At 41.6% G+C, this 20,430-nt stretch carries 16 protein-coding genes; 13 read left to right on the plus strand and 3 right to left on the minus strand.

Annotated features, from left to right (window positions below; genetic code table 11):
• The first annotated feature begins 2 nt into the window (after nucleotides 1-2).
• The 4 genes from BLP50_RS08245 to BLP50_RS08260 all read left to right on the plus strand — a co-directional run bounded on the left by BLP50_RS08245 (nucleotide 3) and on the right by BLP50_RS08260 (nucleotide 6,174).
• Complete coding sequence (locus BLP50_RS08245; protein WP_090153587.1) at nucleotides 3-1,250, plus strand: hypothetical protein; 1,248 nt, start codon at nucleotides 3-5, stop codon at nucleotides 1,248-1,250.
• Nucleotides 1,250-1,930 (plus strand): DUF6320 domain-containing protein, encoded by a 681-nt coding sequence (locus tag BLP50_RS08250; RefSeq protein ID WP_090153589.1) that lies wholly within the window; start codon nucleotides 1,250-1,252, stop codon nucleotides 1,928-1,930. Before BLP50_RS08245 ends, BLP50_RS08250 begins: the two co-directional genes overlap by 1 nt.
• A 44-nt stretch (nucleotides 1,931-1,974) precedes the next feature.
• A complete protein-coding gene (locus BLP50_RS08255) occupies nucleotides 1,975-4,542 on the plus strand; it encodes a bifunctional diguanylate cyclase/phosphodiesterase (RefSeq protein ID WP_090153592.1) in 2,568 nt (855 codons plus the stop codon).
• A gap of 156 nt (nucleotides 4,543-4,698) precedes the next feature.
• A complete protein-coding gene (locus tag BLP50_RS08260) occupies nucleotides 4,699-6,174 on the plus strand; it encodes a PTS transporter subunit EIIC (RefSeq protein ID WP_090153594.1) in 1,476 nt (491 codons plus the stop codon).
• 122 nt (nucleotides 6,175-6,296) lie between these two features.
• Here BLP50_RS08260 and BLP50_RS08265 read toward each other — a convergent pair whose 3' ends face one another.
• The 3 genes from BLP50_RS08265 to BLP50_RS08275 are packed head-to-tail and all read right to left on the minus strand — an operon-like array spanning nucleotide 6,297 to nucleotide 8,980.
• The gene (locus BLP50_RS08265) at nucleotides 6,297-7,130 is read right to left on the minus strand and encodes a MurR/RpiR family transcriptional regulator (RefSeq protein ID WP_090153596.1); all 834 of its coding nucleotides are present in this window, start codon (nucleotides 7,128-7,130) and stop codon (nucleotides 6,297-6,299) included.
• Entirely contained in the window at nucleotides 7,117-8,286 is a 1,170-nt protein-coding gene (gene nagA / locus BLP50_RS08270) for an N-acetylglucosamine-6-phosphate deacetylase (protein WP_090153599.1), read from the minus strand. The genes BLP50_RS08265 and nagA overlap by 14 nt, the downstream gene beginning before the upstream one ends.
• Nucleotide 8,287: 1 nt before the next feature.
• Nucleotides 8,288-8,980 (minus strand): N-acetylmannosamine-6-phosphate 2-epimerase, encoded by a 693-nt coding sequence (locus BLP50_RS08275; RefSeq protein ID WP_090153601.1) that lies wholly within the window; start codon nucleotides 8,978-8,980, stop codon nucleotides 8,288-8,290.
• Nucleotides 8,981-9,248: 268 nt separating this feature from the next.
• On the opposite strand from BLP50_RS08275, the gene nagB reads away from it, so the two are divergent.
• The 9 genes from nagB to BLP50_RS08325 all read left to right on the plus strand — a co-directional run bounded on the left by nagB (nucleotide 9,249) and on the right by BLP50_RS08325 (nucleotide 20,405).
• Nucleotides 9,249-9,974 carry a glucosamine-6-phosphate deaminase gene (gene nagB / locus BLP50_RS08280; RefSeq protein ID WP_090153603.1) on the plus strand — a complete coding sequence of 242 codons (726 nt, stop codon included), beginning with the start codon at nucleotides 9,249-9,251 and terminating at the stop codon, nucleotides 9,972-9,974.
• A 178-nt stretch (nucleotides 9,975-10,152) separates the two neighbouring features.
• The gene (locus tag BLP50_RS08285; RefSeq protein WP_090153605.1) at nucleotides 10,153-10,956 is read left to right on the plus strand and encodes an enoyl-CoA hydratase-related protein; all 804 of its coding nucleotides are present in this window, start codon (nucleotides 10,153-10,155) and stop codon (nucleotides 10,954-10,956) included.
• A 131-nt stretch (nucleotides 10,957-11,087) separates the two neighbouring features.
• Complete coding sequence (locus BLP50_RS08290; RefSeq protein ID WP_242869245.1) at nucleotides 11,088-12,155, plus strand: GntR family transcriptional regulator; 1,068 nt, start codon at nucleotides 11,088-11,090, stop codon at nucleotides 12,153-12,155.
• A 250-nt stretch (nucleotides 12,156-12,405) separates the two neighbouring features.
• The gene (araA, locus tag BLP50_RS08295) at nucleotides 12,406-13,905 is read left to right on the plus strand and encodes an L-arabinose isomerase (protein WP_090153719.1); all 1,500 of its coding nucleotides are present in this window, start codon (nucleotides 12,406-12,408) and stop codon (nucleotides 13,903-13,905) included.
• Nucleotides 13,906-14,087: 182 nt separating this feature from the next.
• Nucleotides 14,088-14,744 (plus strand): fructose-6-phosphate aldolase, encoded by a 657-nt coding sequence (gene fsa, locus BLP50_RS08300; protein ID WP_090153609.1) that lies wholly within the window; start codon nucleotides 14,088-14,090, stop codon nucleotides 14,742-14,744.
• A 348-nt stretch (nucleotides 14,745-15,092) separates the two neighbouring features.
• Nucleotides 15,093-16,688 (plus strand): xylulokinase, encoded by a 1,596-nt coding sequence (locus tag BLP50_RS08310; protein WP_090153614.1) that lies wholly within the window; start codon nucleotides 15,093-15,095, stop codon nucleotides 16,686-16,688.
• 20 nt (nucleotides 16,689-16,708) lie between these two features.
• A complete protein-coding gene (locus BLP50_RS08315; RefSeq protein ID WP_090153616.1) occupies nucleotides 16,709-17,404 on the plus strand; it encodes an L-ribulose-5-phosphate 4-epimerase in 696 nt (231 codons plus the stop codon).
• A gap of 142 nt (nucleotides 17,405-17,546) precedes the next feature.
• Nucleotides 17,547-19,913, plus strand: coding sequence for a methyl-accepting chemotaxis protein (locus tag BLP50_RS08320; RefSeq protein ID WP_090153619.1), 2,367 nt, complete (start codon nucleotides 17,547-17,549; stop codon nucleotides 19,911-19,913).
• A gap of 165 nt (nucleotides 19,914-20,078) precedes the next feature.
• Nucleotides 20,079-20,405, plus strand: a complete 327-nt coding sequence (locus tag BLP50_RS08325; protein ID WP_090153621.1) for a metal-sensing transcriptional repressor — start codon at nucleotides 20,079-20,081, stop codon at nucleotides 20,403-20,405.
• Nucleotides 20,406-20,430: the final 25 nt, after the last annotated feature.

The following is a 20,430-nucleotide window of genomic DNA, read 5'->3' on the forward strand; positions in this document are numbered from 1 at the left end:
TAATGGCACGAGATAATTGGTACAAAGTTGATAATGTAGCAAAAGTTTTTCTTGCTACAGCAGCTAAAAGAGACACAAGAACACTTAGAGTTAGTTGTACTCTTTGGGATGAAATAGACCCAGAGCTTTTACAGGAGGCAGTTCTTCTTGCAATTCAGGAGAGACCACAGTTTCAGGTAAGAATTAGACGAGGTATTTTCTGGCACTACATGGAGGATACAGACATCCAGCCAGTGGTTACAGAGGAGCACGGCAGAGTTTGTCCTATCCTGTACAAGCCAGGCAGGGCAATGCTTCACTACAGGGTGACATATTATCACAACAGAATTAACCTTGATTTGTTCCACGCTATTTCAGATGGAACAGGCGCCCTGGAATTTTTAAATATTATTGTATCAAGTTATTTAGAGCTAAAATATCCAGATAGATTTGAGGACATAGTTATTCATTCGGGAGCATCAGAGGATGACTTGAATCAGGATAGCTACAAGCAGTTCTTTGGAAGCATGGGACTTAAGGCATCGACTCTTAAGTACGCATATCATCCAGGAGGACTTAAGCTTCCATATGACCAGCTTCAGTTTTTTGAGCTTCAGGTTCCTACAGCAGACATTCTCCCTAAGGCCAAGGAAATGGGAGTGGGTCTTACAAGTTATATAGGCGCGAGACTTATGCTTGCCATCAAGGCAGACATGCCACCTCGCAAGGTGAAAAAGCCAATCAATGTTTCTATGCCGGTTAACCTTAGAAACTATTATCCTAGCAAGACATCTAGAAACTTTTTTAACAATATAAATGTGTCCCATATTTTTACAGAGGATATTTCTCTTGAGGATTTGGCTAAGGAGTTTGACGAGAAGCTCAAGGCTAATTTGACAGAAGAAAATATTAAAAAGCAGATGGATAATTTTGAGACCATGGAATATGTTATTCCAGTTAGAGCGGTGCCACTTTTTATCAAGCAGCTGGTTGTCCGCTATGGCTCAAAAGTTACAGATAAAAAGGTGTCTGTTGTACTTTCTAATTTAGGAGTGCAGCGTCCACCTGAGGAGCTGACATCTATGATTCAGAACTACTCTGGATTCTGCAGTTCTTCAAACTTATTTATGGTAATGACAAGTTACAACGGTGTTCTTACACTTGGAGTCACCTCGCCATATTCAAACACTCGCGTAATCAAGAATTTTGTCCGCGGACTTAGCGAAGATGGCATGAAAGTTAAAGCATATGCTACGGAGGTGATTCGATAATGAAAAATTGTCCTTATTGTAAGATACAGGTTGGTGGCGACCTTAAGAAATGCCCATTCTGTCAGAGTAAGATGGTGGGAGAGCCAGAGGAAAGATATTTTCCTACTCAGACTATTTTAAAGATACAGTCATTTTTCTATAAGCTTCAGCTTTTTATTGTATGGATTATTATTATTGCATCACTTGGAATCGACTTCCTATTTGGACTTCATCCAGCAGCATTCGATGGTCCATTTGAGAAAATCCATTGGAGCTTACTTGTGTTAATGTGGGTGCTTGCCTTTGAGTTTGGAATCATAAGACTTTTCAAAAAGGGTATGAGTCCATCGAGAATCCTATCTATATTTGTTGTATTTGTAATGATAATGCTTGCTGTTACAGCATATTACATGGGATTTATTAGACTTTTTATATACTGGATTTTGCCAAATGTAGTTATGGCTACAATGGTTGCAAACTTCGTGTTTGCCATGCTGGATAAAAGTGGCAATTCAATGGCCTATCTTCTTACTAATGTATTGATAGGTATTTTGCCATACATTGCATTTTATATTTTCCAGAAGAATTGTCCTATCGAATGGATAATTTGCTTGCTTGTTGGTTTTGCGCTTTTGGTTGGAGCTATTATTTTCAAAGGTCGTGAAGTGGTAAGTGAGATTCAAAGACGCTTGAGTGTTTAGCTAGAATTGTATTGGTTTACGGGGAAGTACACGGGGAATGAAAGATGATTACTAAGGATAGCTCTTTCGACAAAAGTAAATATTTGCTGGAGAATTTTCCAAAGGCAATAGAGGAGGAATGGTTGGAGGTATACTATCAGCCTATTGTTCGCTCTGTTAATGGAAGAGTCTGTGAGGAAGAAGCACTGGTCAGATGGGATGACCCAATAATGGGAGTCCTTAATCCAGGCGAGTTTGTTCCGATTTTAGAGGCTGTAAATGCTATTGCAACCTTGGATTTGTATGTGCTCGAACATGTGCTTGAGAAGATGAAAGCCCAGGTTGAGATGGGGCTTTATCTGGTTACAACTTCCATCAATGTGTCCCAGATAGATTTCTATTGCTGTGATATCGTAGAGGAATTTGTTAGCCGTGTACAGGCGGCAGGTATCGACTTTGGAAAGATAGCAATAGAGGTTACTGAAAGTGCTGTCTGCAGAAACAATGAGCAGGTTCTTTCTCAGCTCGAGAGATTTCAGGAGCTTGGATTTAAGGTATGGATGGATGATTATGGCAGCGGCAGTGCTTCGCCAGTTATGTTGCAGAGAGTCCATTTTGATTTATTGAAGATAAATGTAGGGGTTATTAGTAGAATAAGCTCTTCTGATAATACAAAGATAATTATTACAGAGCTTGTAAGGATGGCTATTGCTCTAGGAATAGAGACTGCTGCTGAGGGTGTAGAAGATCAGGAACAGGTGGATTTCCTTTTGGAGGTAGGCTGCTCGAAAATGCAGGGATTCTATTACTGTAGGCCTATTCCAGTGGAGAAAATATTTGCCAGATATAAAAGCGGCACTCAAATCGGATTCGAAAATCCAGATGAGGCTGAGTACTATTCAGAGGTAGGTAAGGTCAGCCTATATGATTTGTCATTCCTAAGTCAGGATGATGATCAGTACGCCAGCTATTTTGACACCATTCCAATGGTAATCACAGAGGCAAATGATGAGATAATACATTTTGCCAGAGGAAATAGGAATTTCAAGCGATTTATTGAAAACAATTTCCCAGATGCAAAGGAGCCATACGTATATGAGTTTAAGAAGGGCAAGAGGGGTACAGGTTACTATACCTTCAATGCTATCAGACAATGTGGTCAGGATGGAAAGCGACGAATAATCGACGACAGAACCCGTGATGGCAAAACAGTTCAGCTTCTGATTCAAAGAATTGCTGTCAATAAAGTTTCGGGAATGGCAGCCCTTGCCATAGTTATTCTTTCGGTTACAGATAAACCTAAAAAAGAAAATGATTTGACATACAACTATGTGGCCAGAGCCTTGGCAGAGGATTATATTTACCTGTATTTTGTTGATATGAAAACAGGTGAATACGTAGAGTACAATCCTGATGGTCAAAATCGAGATTTGTCCGTTGAAAAGAGTGGAAAAGATTTCTTTAAACGGATTGTTTCTGATGCCAAAAAGACAGTTTACAGTGCAGATTTGGATACGTTTACCGAGGCCATGACAATGGAGAATGTGGCATCCAATCTAAAGGAGCACGGTACATTTTCTCTTACATATCGTATGTTCATCGACATGAAACCTACCTATGTCAATTTAAAAGCTGTAAAGGTTCGCTCAGGGGAGGACCGTGTAATCATAGGTGTCAACAATGTGGATGTGCAGATGAGGCGCCAGGAGACTATAGAGCGCATAAAAGAAGAGCGAATTACCTATGCAAGAATCACAGCTCTTTCCGGTGACATTATTTCTATTTACACTGTAAACCCTGAGACTAATAGCTACAGCATGTACAAAACAAGCTATATGTTCCAGACTCTTCAGTTAAATAGCTCAGGTGATGATTTCTTTAAAGATGCTATAAGAGATGCAACAGACGTTGTTTATTATGAGGATTTGGAGTCATTTAAGCGAGTATTTACCAAGAAAAATGTCTTGTCAACGATAGATAAAGAGGGCATTTTTGTTCACACCTACAGGCTTTGTTTTGAAAGCGACAATCCGATTTATGTAACACTTAAGGCTGCTCTTGTAGAAGAACTTGATGGAACTCAGCTTATAGTGGGTCTTATTGATGTTGATGCCCAAAAGAGAAAGGAACTGGAGTATCTCAATAATCTGACAGTGGCTGAGAAAAAGGCCAATATTGATGAGCTTACAGGTGTTAAAAATAAAAATGCCTACGCAGAGGCAGAGAACCTTTTGAACGAGCAAATAAAAACAGGCAAAGTAAAGGATTACGCAATAGTAGTTTGTGATATGAATGGCCTAAAGGATGTAAATGACACACTAGGACATCTGGCAGGTGACCAGTTTATAAAGGACGGATGTATGCTTATCTGTAACGCATTTGCCCACAGTCCGGTATATAGAGTGGGTGGAGACGAGTTTGTTGTAATTGCTCAGGGCAAGGATTTAAGCAAGCTGGATTATCTGATTGAAAAGATAGATAAGGCAAATGCAGAAAATAAAGCCAAGGGGCGTGTGACCATGGCGGTAGGTGCAGCCTATGGCAAAGAGGGGCTTACAGTAGGTGATGTTTTTGAGCAGGCAGATGCCAATATGTACATAAAAAAGAAAAGAATGAAACAAGGTGAGATTTGAATTGAAAGTACTGTCATAAAAGCGTAACTCAGGGGGCAAAATCTGAAAGAGGTTTCAGAAGAAAGTGAATTCGTTGACAGTATTTTTAGGGGTTGAATATAATTTAATTATATTAAATCAACCTTACAAAGTAGGGGTATAGAAGGAGGATAATGTATGAAGTTTTTACAAAAACTAGGTAAAGCTCTCATGCTGCCTGTAGCGGTTCTTCCGTTATGTGGCCTTTTAATGGGTATTGGATACATGCTGTGTCCAGCCACAATGCAGGGAGGAGATATCACCGGTGCAAAGATGCTCTTTGGCTTGTTCTTAGTAAAAGCTGGTGCAGCATTGATTGACCACATTGCGCTACTTTTCGTAATCGGCGTTGGTGTTGGTATGGCTGATGACCATGACGGTACAGGCGGACTGGCAGCCCTTGTATCATGGCTTATTATGACAACACTTCTTGGCACAGGTTTTGTCACAACTATCATGCCATCTATCGCAGAGAGTGCTGTTAAAACAATGGCCTTTGACAAGATTGTCAATCCATTTATCGGTATCATTGCTGGTATTATTGGTTCTATGTGTTACAACAAGTTTAAGAACACAAAGCTTCCAGATTGGCTAGCTTTCTTTAGTGGAAAGAGAAGCGTTGCTATTATTGCAGGTTTCGTATCAATTTTAGTTTCTGTTGTACTTCTTTTTGTATGGCCAATTCTTTTCTCAGGACTTGTAGCACTTGGTCAGGGTATTGCAAAGATGGGTATCGTAGGAGCTGGTATCTATGCGTTCCTTAACAGACTTCTCATTCCAACAGGTCTTCACCACGCACTTAACAATGTTTTCTGGTTCGATACAATCGGACTTGGTGATTTGACAAACTTCTGGGCAGGCAAGACTTCTGCTGATGTTTCTTGGGATTTAGGTATCTACATGTCTGGATTCTTCCCATGTATGATGTTTGGTGTTCCAGGTGCTGCTCTTGCTATGATTAGACGCGCTAAGACAGGCAAGAGAAAGCTTGCAATTGGTATTCTTTCATCAGCAGCTATCTGTGCATTTGTCTGCGGTGTAACTGAGCCATTTGAATTCTCATTCATGTTCTTGGCTCCTGGTCTTTATCTTGTATATGCACTTTTATATGGCATTTTCACAATCATCACAGGATTGGTTGGATTTAGAGCAGGATTCTCATTCTCAGGTGGAGCTACTGATGCTGTATTCTCTGCATCACTTCCAGCTGCTCAAAACACATGGATGCTTATTCCACTTGGAATCGCAGCTTTCGTAGTATTCTATTTAGTATTCTACTATGTGATTGGCGCATTTGATCTTAAGACACCTGGTCGTGAGGATGACGAGGAAGATTACGCTGAGATCGATAAGGATGCTAAGCTTTCAAACAGCAATTACGCTGTAGTAGCTGAAAAAGTATTAGAGGCTCTCGGCGGCAAGGATAATATTACATCTGCTGATTACTGTGCTACAAGACTTCGTCTTGAGGTAAAGGATCAGGAGGTAATCAACGAAAAGGCTGTTAAGGCCGCTGGTGCTGCTGGCATGATTCGCCCAGGCAAGACATCAGTACAGGTTGTCATAGGCACTCAGGTTCAGTTTGTTTATGACGAGCTCAAAAAATTATTGTAATTAAAATTGGTAACTGACCTTATAACGTAGAATGTACAAAGTGGCCCCAAGCATAGCTTGGGGTCTTTTTTTCTGTTTTATTATGCATAAAAAAAGGACCCTAGCTGGGTCCTAAGAATATTTTAGATTTTGATCTCAAGAGCTGAGAGAGTGCGCTTGTATTTTTCAGCCTTGAAGTATGAATCGTTTGCAAAATAATAGGTGTAGAGAACATCTAGTAAGATGAGTAGAGATATCTGTGGGGATATCTTGGTGCCAGTCTCTAGTTCGCTAAGGTAGGCTACCTCTACAACTTCATCGCAAATCTCTATAAGCTTTTTGTCCTTAGAGGAGGTGAAAAGAACCACTCTCGCTCCATTTTGTTTGGCCTTTTTGATACTGTCCATGACTACCTTGGTAGTGCCGCTGATGGAAAAGGCAAGGACCAGAGAGCCTCGCTTCACCAGTGATGCATTCATAGCAATCATCTGGGAATCCGTAATTGCGATAACATCAAGCCCCAGTCTCATAAATCGAAGCTGGAATTCTCTGGCAACATATCCACTAGAGCCCATGCCATACACAGGAACAGTGTACTCTGTGTTGCTAAGGCGGCTTGCGATGCGGCGCATTTGATCCTCGTCTATTAAATCAAATGCCTTGACCATAATGTCCTTATAGTTTTTCCGGACAGAGCGTGTGATGTCAGAAATTTCCTTCTCCTCCTTTTCGGTGAAGTAATCCTTGAAATCAAGCTCGTACATGTAGACGAATTCTCTGTAGCCCTTGAATCCACATTTTTTAGCAAATCTAGATAGTGTGGCCTCAGAAACGTATAGCAGGGTGGAGATATGCTTTGAGGAGAAATCGCTAATAGCGGTATTCTCCAGGAAGTAATCTGCTACGCCCTGCTCTGATTTGGTGAGGCTGGTATAAGCCTCCTCAATTTTATGTTTTGTTGAATCACCCTTTGCCATATTGTCCCCTCACAATGACAGCTTTAATCATTAAATCTGATTTATTAATTATAACAAAATCAGCCTGTTTGCCAAGGGCAATAGAGCCTACTGTGTGGTATATCCCAACAGCTTTTGCTGGATTTCTAGAAGCACATAAAATGGTGTCTTCAAGGGGGATATGCATTTCCTTTACTGCGGTAATCATGCAATCGTATAGATTGGTGGCTGAGCCGGCGATTGTGCCATCGTGTAGGGTGGCAAGTCGACCTTTTACTGTCACAGGCTGTCCGCCTAATTCATATTCTCCATCTGGTAGTCCGGTTGCACGCATAGAGTCGCTTATCATGATGAGACGCTCTGGACCAAATACTTTGTACATAAGATTTACGGCAGCTGGATATACATGGATTCCATCGCAGATAATTTCTGGAGTGACATTTTCATTTTCAGCTGCAGCACCAATTGGGCCAGGAGCTCGATGTGTAAATGGTGGCATTGCGTTAAATAAATGGGTAAGATGTCTTGCTCCACGGTCAAATGCCTGCTTGCAGGTATCATAGTCTGCAGTGGTATGGGCGATTGAGATTCTAGTCTCTTTTCTTGCCTCATCGATAAATTCCATAGCGCCATCCATCTCAGGGGCAATATCGCATAGACGAACTGCACCTCCGCTGGCTAAGTTGATTCTATGGAACATATTGATATCGCAGCGCTGAATATATTTAGGATTCTGGGCACCCTTTTTCTCAGGTGAGATAAAAGGACCTTCCATATTAATGCCATGGATTGTAGCGTGACCTGGAGTATCATTATCGTATATACGGTAATCCCTTACGGCATTTGCAATAGTAGTAAGAGTGTCTTCCGGATAGGTCATTGTAGTAGGAAGGATAGAAGTGACTCCGTGAGCAGCCTCATATTTGGCCATTTCCTTAAGAGCCTCTCTAGTGCCATCGCAAGCATCGTAACTCATACAGCCATGCAAATGTATATCGCAAAGACCTGGAATTACATAACAATCAGTGGCGTCTATTATCTCTTCACCTGCCTCAGAACTATTGGCAGATAGGGCATCACCTGTTGTTATCTCAGTGATTTTCCCATCCATACAGGCCACTGTTACCTGTTGAAATTTTCCATCTTCTAAAAAAACACTACCATTTATAATTTTCATTTTAGTTCTCCTTAATAGCGGCTATAAAATGTCTTGTTATATCCCTAGGTCTTGTTATAGCACTACCAACAACTGCGCTGTGGCAGCCTAAATCAAATGCCTGTTTTAACTGAGCTGGCTCCCAGATTCCTCCTTCAGCAATGACAGGAATATCTAGAGAATCTACAAGCTTTTTAAGCATGTCAAAATCTGGTAGCAAGCGTCCCTTTGTCTCCTTTGTGTAACCGGAGAGAGTAGTGCTTACTATATCAAATCCAAGCTCACTGGCATGGATGCCCTCATCAAAGGTAGAGCAATCTGCCATGAATAATTTGTTTGGATATTTTTTCTTTATTTTTTTGAAAAAAGCATCTAAGCTCTCGCCATTTGGTCGAGGTCTATTAGTGGCATCCATTGCAATAATATCGGCGCCTACTAAAACTAGAGCATCCACCTCAGCCTCAGTTGGTGTGATATAGACTTCGCTGTCGGCATAGTCCTTTTTAATGAGGCCAATAATAGGAAGAGTAGTACTTTTTTGGATTTCTGCTATATCAACTACACTGTTGGCTCTGATGCCTACAGCACCGCCTTCCTCAGCGGCAAGAGCCATTTTTGACATGATGAAACTGCTGTAAAGAGGCTCATCTTCTAAGGCCTGACAAGAGACGATAAGACCGCCCTTTATTTTATTTATAATTTGGTAATTATCCATGTTTGACTCCTTTGTAGTAAGAGTGTCTCAGAATGGTTGCCAGTTTTACCATAATTCCGTGACATCTATATTTTATATTATAGGTAAAAGCTGTGAAATTTCTCAATGTTTTACCAAGTTTATGAAAGTACTAACATCAAAAATGATTTATTGACTATTTTTTTGAAAGGCGTTTCAGAAGTCTTTGGTTTAATTGACGCCAAACTTTTGACCCCAATATAATGTGCTAAGAATAAGCTTATTGAAAAAATAGTGAGGAGTTTTGGAAATGAAAATATATGTAGTAAAAGATTATGATGCAGTGAGCAAACAGGCTGCTGAGATAATCTCAGATCAGATAAAAGAAAAGCAAAATAGCGTTCTAGGCCTTGCTACAGGTTCCTCTCCTATTGGAATCTATAAATTACTGGTTGAAAAATACAAGGCAGGGGCTATTTCATTTAAAGAGATTCGCACTGTGAATTTAGATGAGTATAAGGGGCTCAATGAATTAAACGAAAATAGCTACCACTATTATATGAATGACAATCTCTTTTCAAAGGTTGATATAAATCCTGCAAATATCAATATTCCAAATGGAATGGCGGTGAATGATAACGCTGAGTGCGCAAGATATGAGGAGGTTATCAAATCTCTAGGAGGAATTGATTTACAGTTGCTTGGCCTTGGAGAAAATGGACATATCGGTTTTAACGAGCCAGGCACTCCATTTAAGGTGAGAACACACGTAGTCGATTTGACAGAGAGCACAATTCACGCAAATTCACGTCTTTTTGAGAGAATAGAGGATGTGCCAAGACAGGCATATTCTATGGGGGTTAATACAATAATGGGTGCAAAGAAAATCCTTCTTGTGGTAAATGGAGCTAAGAAGGCTGACGCTTTGGCCAAAGTAATAAATGGTCCGGTTTCCACTGAGGTTCCAGGTTCAGTTCTCCAGACACATCCTGATGTAACAATCATTTGTGACGAGGAGGCAGCTGCAAAGCTGTAAAGCTGGCAGGGGTTTTACAGGAAATTTTGTTGTTAGGTAATATGTTGAATTGGTAAATCTCATGGGAAATCTAGGTGAGGGGAGCGCCATAATTAGGATTGACAAAGTTTTAACAATAGACTATTATAGATAACATGAGAAAAAAGTTGGGTATGACCCCAAAAAGAGGAGGATTACTATGAGCGAATTCAACAATTTAAAGCTTGAGGTTGCTGATGAGATTGCTGTTCTTACAATTTCACGTCCAGCAGCACTTAACGCACTTAACAGCGAGACTCTTGATGAGTTAAACGTTGCATTAACAGAAATCGAGGCTAGAGACGATGTAAAGGTACTTATCCTTACAGGCGGCCCAGACAAGAAAGATAATGCATTTAAGTCATTTGTTGCAGGTGCTGATATTTCAGAGATGGTTAACTTTACAGCAGCAGAGGCACGTGCTTTTGGTATGAGAGCATCAGTTCCTTTCTTCAAGCTCATGAACATGAGACAGGTTACAATCTGTGCAGTTAACGGATTTGCTCTTGGCGGTGGTTGCGAGATTTCTATGGCTTGCGACATCCGTATTGCATCTGAGAATGCTACATTTGGTCAGCCAGAGTGTGGTCTTGGTATCATTCCAGGATTCGGCGGTACACAGAGACTTGCTCGTCTCGTAGGTATGGGACGCGCTAAGGAGCTTATCTTCACATGTGATTCTATCGATGCTAACGAGGCATACAGAATCGGTCTTGTTAACAAGGTTGTTCCTTGTGAGGAGCTTATGGACACAGCTAAGGCTATGGCTAAGAAGATCGCTTCTAAGGGTAGCTATGCAGTATCTATCGCTAAGGCGGCTATCAACAACGGTTATGACATGGACATCAAGAACGCAGTTGAGATGGAGGCTAATCTCTTCGGTATCACATGTTCTACACACGATAAGGCAGAGGGCATGGGCGCATTCCTTGAGAGACGTGCTGCTACACTTACAGATTTCTAATTTTATAGAGACTTATTTAGGACCTTGCTTCGGCAGGGTCCTTTTTTTATGCTGGTAGGATTAATGGTGCTTAGGAAAATTGGATTTATTATGTTAGAATGGTTTCAGACTATATACGCGGGGGAATAATTGTGGTTTCATCAAAAAATGAACTGATAATTAAGGATATAAAAAAGGGGATTAACTCTGGCAAATATGCGCCAGGGCAGAAGATTCCTTCGGAAAATGAATTAGCTGAAAAGTTCGGTGCCAGCAGGCAGACTGTTAGAAAGGCTATCAGTAAGCTTACTGAGGAGGGCTTGCTTTATGCAAGACATGGCAGCGGCACTTTTGTGGCTGAGCGTATTCATAAGAGGAGCGGTACCAAAAATATTGCGGTGGTAACCACCTACATGTCTGATTATATTTTTCCAAGGGTTATCCAGGGAATCAATCAGGTGTTAAATGATAATGGCTACAGTATCCTGCTTAAGACAACCAACAATTCCAGAAAGGGCGAGGCCTGGTGCATGGAGGAGCTCCTTTCTAAAAATATTGATGGCATGATAATCGAGCCTAGTCAGAGTGCTATCAGCTGTCAGCATCAAGTGCTTTATGACCAGATGGATGCCATGGGAATTCCCTATGTGTTTATCCAGGGGTGCTATGAGGCTATGATGGATAGACCCCATGTAATGCTTGACGATGTAGAGGGCGGCCGACTGATAACAGAGCATCTTATACAGCTTGGTCACAGGAAAGTGGCAGGCATTTTCAAGGCAGATGACACCCAGGGGATACTTAGACACAAGGGTTATGTGAAGGCTCTGCAGGAAGCAGGCATTGCATATGACCCTGATATGGTGATTTGGTATCACACCAAGGACAAGGGGCAAAAGCCACTGGAGGGACTCCTTAGAATATTTGAAAATGGCAGGAGCTGCCATGCGGTAGTTTGTTACAATGACGAGATTGCCGCTGATGTAATAAAGGGACTTTCTGTTGCAGGAAGAAGTGTTCCTCATGATATTTCAGTAACTGGATTTGACAATTCACTGCTTGCCCAGAGCAGGGGGATTACCACAGTTGCCCATCCTCAGGAGGAGCTTGGTAAAAAGGCGGCTGAGACCCTGCTTGGACTTATTGATGGGACATTAAGCAGAAAGGATGCCCAGGTGCTTCTTATGCCAGAGCTGGTGGAGAGGACCAGCACATTGTAGGTGCTCCCATTGGATAAAAAGCAAGAATTGCTCATTTGAATCAAACTTGTATATGTGTTTTTAGACTTGTACACGAGCATAAATCCTATAAAAACAGTATATTTTTAAAAGATAAATACAACTTGTATCTATATGTGTACAAGTTGTATTATTTTTTATATACAAGTTGTTGTTCTCGGTGATAAATGTATCGGGATTGGCGGTCTAAGCCATGCTGGGAACAGAGAAGGATTTAACGGAGGGTAATTTTATGAAGACACAGCTTAACTACAAGTTTTGGTTCTGTACTGGTTCTCAAGACCTTTACGGAGATGAGTGCCTTTCACATGTTGCAGCACATTCAAAGGAAATTGTTGAGTGCTTAAACAAGTCAGGCAAGCTTCCATTTGAGGTAGTATGGAAACCAACAATGATTACAAACGAGGTAATCAGACGCACATTTAACGAGGCTAACAATGATCCAACTTGCGCAGGTGTTATCACATGGATGCACACATTCTCACCTGCAAAGTCATGGATTTTAGGACATCAGGAGCTTAGAAAGCCACTTTGCCATTTACATACTCAGTACAATCGTGAGATTCCATACGAGACAATGGATATGGATTTCATGAATGAGAATCAGGCAGCTCACGGCGATAGAGAGTATGCTCATATTCTTTCAAGAATGGGTATCGAGAGAAAGACAATCGTAGGTTACTGGCAGGATGCTGAGGTTCAGGAGAAGCTTGGTTCATGGATGCGCACAGCAATCGGTATTGTAGAGTCAAGCCACATCCGTGTAATGAGAGTTGCAGACAACATGAGAAATGTTGCTGTTACAGAAGGCGACAAGGTAGAGGCTCAGCTTAAGTTCGGTTGGGAAGTTGATGCTTATCCTGTAAATGAAATCGCTGAGGCAGTTGATGCAGTTTCTCAGTCAGATGTAAATGCACTTGTTGATGAGTATTACAGCAAGTACGATATCTGCCTTGAGGGCAGAGACCCAGAGGAATTCAAGAAGCATGTAGCTGTTCAGGCTCAGATTGAAATCGGATTCGAGAGATTCCTTGAGGAGAAAAACTATCAGGCAATCGTAACTCACTTTGGTGACCTTGGTGCACTTAAGCAGCTTCCTGGTCTTGCTATCCAGAGACTTATGGAAAAGGGTTACGGCTTTGGCGCAGAGGGTGACTGGAAGGTTGCTGCAATGGTTCGCCTTATGAAGATTATGACTACAGGCATGAAGGACGCAAAGGGTACTTCAATGCTTGAGGATTACACATACAACCTTGTAAAGGGTAAGGAAGGTATTATCCAGGCTCACATGCTTGAGATTTGCCCAACTATTTCAGAAGGTCCTATCCAGATTAAGTGCCAGCCACTTTCAATGGGTGACCGTGAGGATCCAGCTCGTCTTGTATTCCAGTCAAAGACTGGCAAGGGTATTGCTACATCCCTCATCGATTTAGGCGACAGATTCCGTCTCATCATTCAGGATGTTGATTGCAAGAAGGTTGAGAAGCCACTTCCAAAGCTTCCTACAGCTATCAACTTCTGGACACCACAGCCTGATTTCTACACAGGTACAGAGGCTTGGCTTCTTGCAGGTGGCGCTCACCATACAGCATTTACTTATGACCTTACTGCTGAGCAGATGGGTGACTGGGCAGCTGCTATGGGTATCGAGGCAGTTTATATTGATAAGGACACAAAGATTCGTGACTTCAAACGTGATTTAGCTCTTGGAAATCTTGTATACAAGAAATAGGGAAAATACGCCTGAAGTTGCTGAGTTAATGTAAAAATTGTGCCATAAGATGGACATTATTTTTATAGAATGGCATAACAAAAAGATTTACAATTGTAGTTAACATGGGGCGGTTTGGTCGACCATGAATAACTATTAAAACTGGTATTTACCAGCAAGATATTTAGAAGGAGAAAAAGAAAATGAAGTTATTCGTTGATACTGGAAAAATTGAGGACATTAAGAAGGCAAATGATCTTGGAGTAATCTGCGGTGTTACTACAAACCCTTCACTTATTGCAAAAGAGGGTGGACGTAGCCAGGAAGAGATCCTTAAGGAAATTGCTTCTATCGTTGATGGACCTATCTCAGGTGAGGTTAAGGCTACAACAGTTGACGCAGAAGGCATGATTAAGGAAGGCCGTGAGATTGCAGCTATGCATCCAAACATGGTAGTAAAGATTCCTATGACAGCAGAAGGTCTTAAGGCTGTAAAGGTACTTTCTGCAGAAGGCATCAAGACAAATGTTACACTTATCTTCTCAGCTAACCAGGCTATTCTTGCTGCAAATGCTGGTGCTACATATGTTTCACCATTCCTTGGAAGACTTGATGACATCAACATGGCAGGTATCGATCTTATCCGTGACATCGCTGAGATCTTTGACATCTATGGATACGATACAGAAATCATTGCTGCATCAGTTCGTAATCCAATTCACGTAACAGATTGCGCACTTGCTGGTGCTCACATTGCAACAGTTCCATACTCTGTAATCGAAACAATGATTAATCATCCTCTCACAACTGCAGGTATCGAAAAGTTCCAGAAGGACTACATAGCAGTTTTCGGTGAATAAAAAAGTGGCGGCATCGCAGGTTGAGGCTCGCTTGTTACTTACAAGCTATTTCCAAGTTGTGTGGCCGCCATTAATAAACGCGGCACAAAGTCTTGGCATGGGGCCGTCTCCGTTCCACTACGGTCGGTGCTGGGCGAATGTCCACTGGACATTCAGCACCCTGCTCGCGCTTGCCAAGGTTGAGTGGCCGCCAATGAAATTATATACACTACAAATAGCTGGTAGGTATCAATCTCTAAGTGTTGCGCAGCGAGACGTGTTAGTCGAGCGGAGCAATATCTTAGGATTGAGACCGTGACCAGCGAGAGGTAAACGTGTAGAGAAGTAATGTATTGGGGGTAATAATTTATGAATATTAACGAGATAATTGCCGAAGGTACTGGCACAGCTTTAGGTATTGAGTTTGGTTCTACAAGAATCAAGGCTGTCCTTGTTGATGGCGATAATAAGGTCCTTGCTCAGGGTGACCATGAGTGGGAGAACCATTTGGATAATGGCATCTGGACATATCCTTTAGAGGAGGTATGGGCAGGTGTACAGGATTGCTACGCAAAGCTTAAGCAGGATGTTTTCAGCAAGTATGATGTAAAGCTTAAGAAGATTGGTGCAATTGGTTTTTCTGCAATGATGCATGGTTATCTTGCATTTGACAAGGATGACAATTTGCTTGTTCCATTTAGAACATGGAGAAATACAATTACAGGCCAGGCTGCAGCAGAGCTTTCAAAGGAGCTCAATTTTAACATGCCACAGCGCTGGAGCATTTCACACTATTATCAGTGTATTTTAAACAAAGAGCCACATGTTCAAAACGTGGCATACTTCATGACACTTGCTTGCTATGTTCACTATAAGATGACAGGAAAAAAGGTAGCAGGTGTTGGCGAAGCATCTGGAATGTTTCCTATTGATTCAGCAACTTGTCAGTATGACAAGGCTATGCTTGAGAAATTTAATAAACTTGCAGCAGCACATGGCATTACTACAAAAGTAGAAGATTTGATGCCAGAGGTATTAGTTGCAGGTGATGATGCAGGTACACTTACAGCAGAGGGTGCAAAGCTTCTTGATCCTACAGGAGAGCTTGAGCCAGGATGCCCACTTGCTCCACCAGAAGGTGACGCAGGTACAGGTATGGTTGCTACAAACGCTGTTTCTGTTGGAACAGGTAATGTTTCTGCTGGCACATCAGTGTTCTCAATGGTAGTTCTTGATAAGCCTCTTTCTAAGCCATACGAGGAAATCGATATGGTTACAACACCAACAGGTGAGGCGGTTGCCATGGTTCACTGCAACAACTGTACATCAGATTTGAATTCATGGATTGGAATATTCAAGGAATTTGCAGATGCATTCGACATTGATATTTCTATGAATGACATTTATGGCACACTTTATCGCAAGGCTCTTACAGAAGATGCTAATTGCGGCGGTGTACTTTCATATAACTATTTTGGCGGCGAGCCAGTTGTAGGAGTCAATGAAGGACGTCCTATGATTGTGAGAAAGCCAGACGCTAAATTTACACTTGCAAACTTCATGCGCTCAAATCTTTACGGAGCTCTTGGAGTACTTAAGATTGGTAATGACATTCTTCTCAAGGAAGAAAAGGTAAAGATTAAATCTATCACAGGTCACGGCGGATTCTTTAAGACAAAGGGCGTTGGACAGTCAGTTCTTGCAGCTGCTTTAAATGCACCTATTACTGTAATGGCTACAGCTGGTGAAGGCGGCGCTTGGGGTATGGCAGTTCTTGCCAACTACTGCATCCGCGATGACAAGTCACAGAAGTTCCAGAGCTACTTGGATGAAAAAGTATTTGCTGGACAGGAGTCTACAACAATGGAGCCAGATCCAGTTATGGTCAAGGGCTACGACGAGTGGACAGCTGAATACAAAAAGGCTCTTAAGGCTGAGGCGGCTGCCGTAGACAACTGGAGATAGAATCGAAAGAGGAGAAGGAAATGTTAGAAGAATTAAAGAAACAGGTGTATGAGGCAAACATGGAATTGCCTAAGCGCGGATTGGTTACCTATACTTGGGGCAATGTTTCAGGTATTGATAGAGAGTCAGGTATTTTTGCTATCAAGCCATCAGGCGTTGAGTATGAGGATTTAAAGCCAGAGGATATGGTACTTGTAAATCTTGATGGAGAGGTTGTTGAGGGCAAGTACAGACCTAGCTCAGATACAGCTACTCATGTAGAGCTCTACAAGCAGTATCCAGAAATTGGTGGTGTTGTACATACTCATTCTACTTATGCAGTAGCATGGGCTCAGGCAGGAAGAGATATTCCTCTTTATGGCACAACACATGCAGATTATTTCTGCGGAACAATTCCTTGCACAAGAAATCTCACTCCAGAGGAAATCGATGCAGCATACGAGGTAAATACTGGTAAGGTTATCATCGAGACATTTGAGGAGAGAGGCATTAATACAAAATACGTGCCAGGTGTAATTTGCAAAAACCATGGCCCATTTACTTGGGGCAAGGATGCAGACCAGGCGGTTTACAATGCAGTTGTTCTTGAGGAGGTTGCTAAGATGGCACTCTTTACAGAGCAGGTTAACCCACAGGTTGCACCAGCTCCTGATTGCATCAGGGATAAGCATTTCAATAGAAAGCATGGTGCTAACGCATACTACGGACAAAATTAATAATTTCTTTTTATTTTTAGGCTCTGCTTCACAGCAGAGTCTTTTTTTCTTGCGAAAATTTTCTTATTTATTTCACAAACTCTGAAATATAGGGGTTTATACTAGAGTTAATGTAGATTATGTATTACGGAGGGGTGTAATCATGGCAAAAAATAAGGTTCGTAAGGGTCCTAAAATTACTATTACAGCCAAGATACTTGTGATGACAGTTGCGATTTTAGTAGCTTCTATGCTCACCACAACTTTGCTGATTACTAAGACTGCATCAAACAATTTGGTGGAGTCTAGTAAGGAAAAGCTTGAGGAATTGGCTGTGCTTAAGGGAGAAATTCTTGACACTTATGTAGCAGACCAAAAGCAAGTTATTCATACAATGGCTGCTAGCCAAGATTTAATAGAATTGGCGCAAAAGTATAACGAACAATTTCCTATAGGGGGTGCAGCAGTTGCGGAAGCACCAGCAGAAGAAGAGCAGGAGCCAGAAGCTGTAGCGGAGGAGGAAGAAGCTGCAGAAGTAGAAACTGCTGAGGAAGAGCCTGCAGTAGAAGAAGCTACAGAGCCGGAAGCTGAGGAGGCAGTAGAGGAAGAAAATTCTGAGGCAACAGAACCAGAAGCTGATGAGCAGGAAGCACCTACAAGAGATTTGGCTAATGAAGAACCAGCAGAAGAGGAAACTGCAGAGGAACAGCCTGCAGAGGAAGTTGTAGAAGAACCTGCAGAAGAGCCAGTAGAAGCTGTAGTAGATGACGAATATGCAGCTGCAGCAAAAAGATGGGCTGGCATATTGGCACAGAACCAGGCTGATTCAGGCAACCTTTATGAGAACTTATTTATTTGCATAGGTTCCATGGGATTTGCTGATTGTCTTGATAATACAACACTTCATTCATGCGCAGATGAAGATTTCTTCAAGGCATGTATCGCAGATGGCTCATACTTTGGAATAAATGTTTCTCCAGTATCGGGACGTCCTTGCTATGTCATAGCTTATGCTATTAATGACCCAGACACAGGCAAGCCTATAGGTGTTATCAATGCCTCAATTGATCTTGGAGTAATGTCTCAGATTATTCTTGATGATTTCAATTATGAGGTTATCGGATTCAATCTTGATGGTGTTACTGTTATTTCAAACAATCAAGAGATTATTCTCAACTTTAATGTGGCAGAAACAGGACCTGAGGCTTGGCAGGGAATGATAGCAAGTAAACAGGGCGTTATTGAATTTATTGACCCTGTCACAGGACTTTTGAGTTACTCAGGTTATGTGGTTACAGATAATTTTGTTATAGAAGTATCACTGCATGACGAGGCATTTAATGCAGCAAGGGCTGCCATCGGAAATATTGGACTTGTCATAATGCTTATAGCGCTAGTAATAAGCGTTATTGTAGTATTTATCGTTACATTTACTATTATCAAACCGCTTAAAGATACAAACAAGGCAATCAATGACATTATTGACAGTATCAATTCCGGCAACGGAGATTTGACAAATAGAGTAAAAGTTCGTGGTAATGATGAGACGGCCCAGATTGGAAATTCTATTAACGAGTTTGTTGGAGTGCTTCAGAATGTAATGGGAATGCTTGGCAACAATTCAGGACGACTTAGCTCTATTTCGAAAAATGTTGGAAACAGCATTAATCATACTAATGATGAAATCAATGATGTTTCATCTACTATGCAAGAAATGTCCGCTTCTGCCGAGGAGATTGCAGCATCATTGCAGCAGGTAGTAGACAGAATTAACGACATCACAAGCAAGGTTAATGATGTGCATGTAAAGGCAAATGATCAGGCTGATTCTACAGAGCAGATTCTCCACAAGGTTGAGGGCTTGAGACAGGAATCTATGAAGCAGAGAGATGAGGCAGACACAGAGGCAAATGTTGTAATCGAACAGCTTCAAGAAAGTATGAAGACAGCAAAAGAAGTTGAAAAGATAGCTGATTTGACTGATGAGATTTTAAATATTGCAGCTCAGACCAACTTGCTTGCACTTAATGCTTCCATCGAGGCAGCACGTGCCGGTGAGGCAGGAAAGGGATTCGCAGTTGTTGCTGACGAAATCAGACAGCTTGCCGACAACTCAAAAGAGACAGCCAGCGGCATCCAGGAAATCTCCAACGGAGTTATTGCCAGCGTAGATGACCTTTCTGAAAAAGCAAACTCACTTGCAAATGCATTTATGGAAGCCAATGCTTCAGGTCGTGAGGGTGTAGAGCACATGACAGGCACTTACCAAGACGACATCCAGACTGTAGCATCTGCAATGGAAGAGTTCGCAGTTGACAGTAATGAAATCAACAAGGGCATGGCTGAAATCAAGAGTACAATTGACAACATAAACAGAGCTCTTGAGGAAACTGTAAAGGGTATCTCTAATGTATCTAATGCAACAGCAGAGGTTGCAACAAACCTTGCAACGATCAGCGACGAGGCAGGAGAGAACCTTAACATTTCAGACGAGCTTGCTAGCGAAGTTAACAAGTTTAAATACGAATAATTCTACCTTTATTAAAATAAGGCGGCTAAGGCTGCCTTATTTTTTTGTTCAATCTAGGAAATACCTATTGCTGGGGTTTTGAAAAGGAAAACTTGACATATACCCCTAGAGGGTATATTATGCAGATGTAAGGATACCCTGTAGGGGTATAGCAAAGGAGTAAATATGGGAAATAAGAATGAGATAGAGGAAGTAACTTGTGAATGCTGCAGTGGCAAGCACAAGGACAGAGATGCAAAAGAGAAAAAGGACTTGATGAATCGTCTCAAGAGGATTGAGGGACAGGTTCGCGGCGTGGAGAACATGCTGGAGAATGATGTGTATTGTACAGATATTCTAGTTCAGGTCTCTGCTATTACTTCCGCATTAAATAGCTTTAACAAGGTTTTGCTGGCTAATCATATGAAGTCATGCGTAGCGGATAATATCCGTGAGGGCAATGATGAGATTATTGATGAGCTTGTAGTGACTCTTCAGAAGCTTATGAAATAATAGTCCGGTGTATAGAGGTTATTAA

This window comes from Pseudobutyrivibrio sp. AR14 (assembly GCF_900101325.1).
Classification (GTDB): domain Bacteria; phylum Bacillota; class Clostridia; order Lachnospirales; family Lachnospiraceae; genus Pseudobutyrivibrio.

Bases quoted from the DNA above. Each gene is read 5' to 3' on its own strand.
- BLP50_RS08260 (WP_090153594.1), top strand. From the start codon at position 4,699: ATGAAGTTTTTACAAAAACTAGGTAAAGCTCTCATGCTGCCTGTAGCG.
- BLP50_RS08250 (WP_090153589.1), top strand. From the start codon at position 1,250: ATGAAAAATTGTCCTTATTGTAAGATACAGGTTGGTGGCGACCTTAAG.
- BLP50_RS08255 (WP_090153592.1), top strand. From the start codon at position 1,975: ATGATTACTAAGGATAGCTCTTTCGACAAAAGTAAATATTTGCTGGAG.
- fsa (WP_090153609.1), top strand. From the start codon at position 14,088: ATGAAGTTATTCGTTGATACTGGAAAAATTGAGGACATTAAGAAGGCA.
- BLP50_RS08285 (WP_090153605.1), top strand. From the start codon at position 10,153: ATGAGCGAATTCAACAATTTAAAGCTTGAGGTTGCTGATGAGATTGCT.
- BLP50_RS08265 (WP_090153596.1), bottom strand. From the start codon at position 7,130: ATGGCAAAGGGTGATTCAACAAAACATAAAATTGAGGAGGCTTATACC.
- araA (WP_090153719.1), top strand. From the start codon at position 12,406: ATGAAGACACAGCTTAACTACAAGTTTTGGTTCTGTACTGGTTCTCAA.
- BLP50_RS08275 (WP_090153601.1), bottom strand. From the start codon at position 8,980: ATGGATAATTACCAAATTATAAATAAAATAAAGGGCGGTCTTATCGTC.
- BLP50_RS08325 (WP_090153621.1), top strand. From the start codon at position 20,079: ATGGGAAATAAGAATGAGATAGAGGAAGTAACTTGTGAATGCTGCAGT.
- BLP50_RS08310 (WP_090153614.1), top strand. From the start codon at position 15,093: ATGAATATTAACGAGATAATTGCCGAAGGTACTGGCACAGCTTTAGGT.
- BLP50_RS08315 (WP_090153616.1), top strand. From the start codon at position 16,709: ATGTTAGAAGAATTAAAGAAACAGGTGTATGAGGCAAACATGGAATTG.
- BLP50_RS08245 (WP_090153587.1), top strand. From the start codon at position 3: ATGGCACGAGATAATTGGTACAAAGTTGATAATGTAGCAAAAGTTTTT.
- BLP50_RS08320 (WP_090153619.1), top strand. From the start codon at position 17,547: ATGGCAAAAAATAAGGTTCGTAAGGGTCCTAAAATTACTATTACAGCC.
- nagB (WP_090153603.1), top strand. From the start codon at position 9,249: ATGAAAATATATGTAGTAAAAGATTATGATGCAGTGAGCAAACAGGCT.
- nagA (WP_090153599.1), bottom strand. From the start codon at position 8,286: ATGAAAATTATAAATGGTAGTGTTTTTTTAGAAGATGGAAAATTTCAA.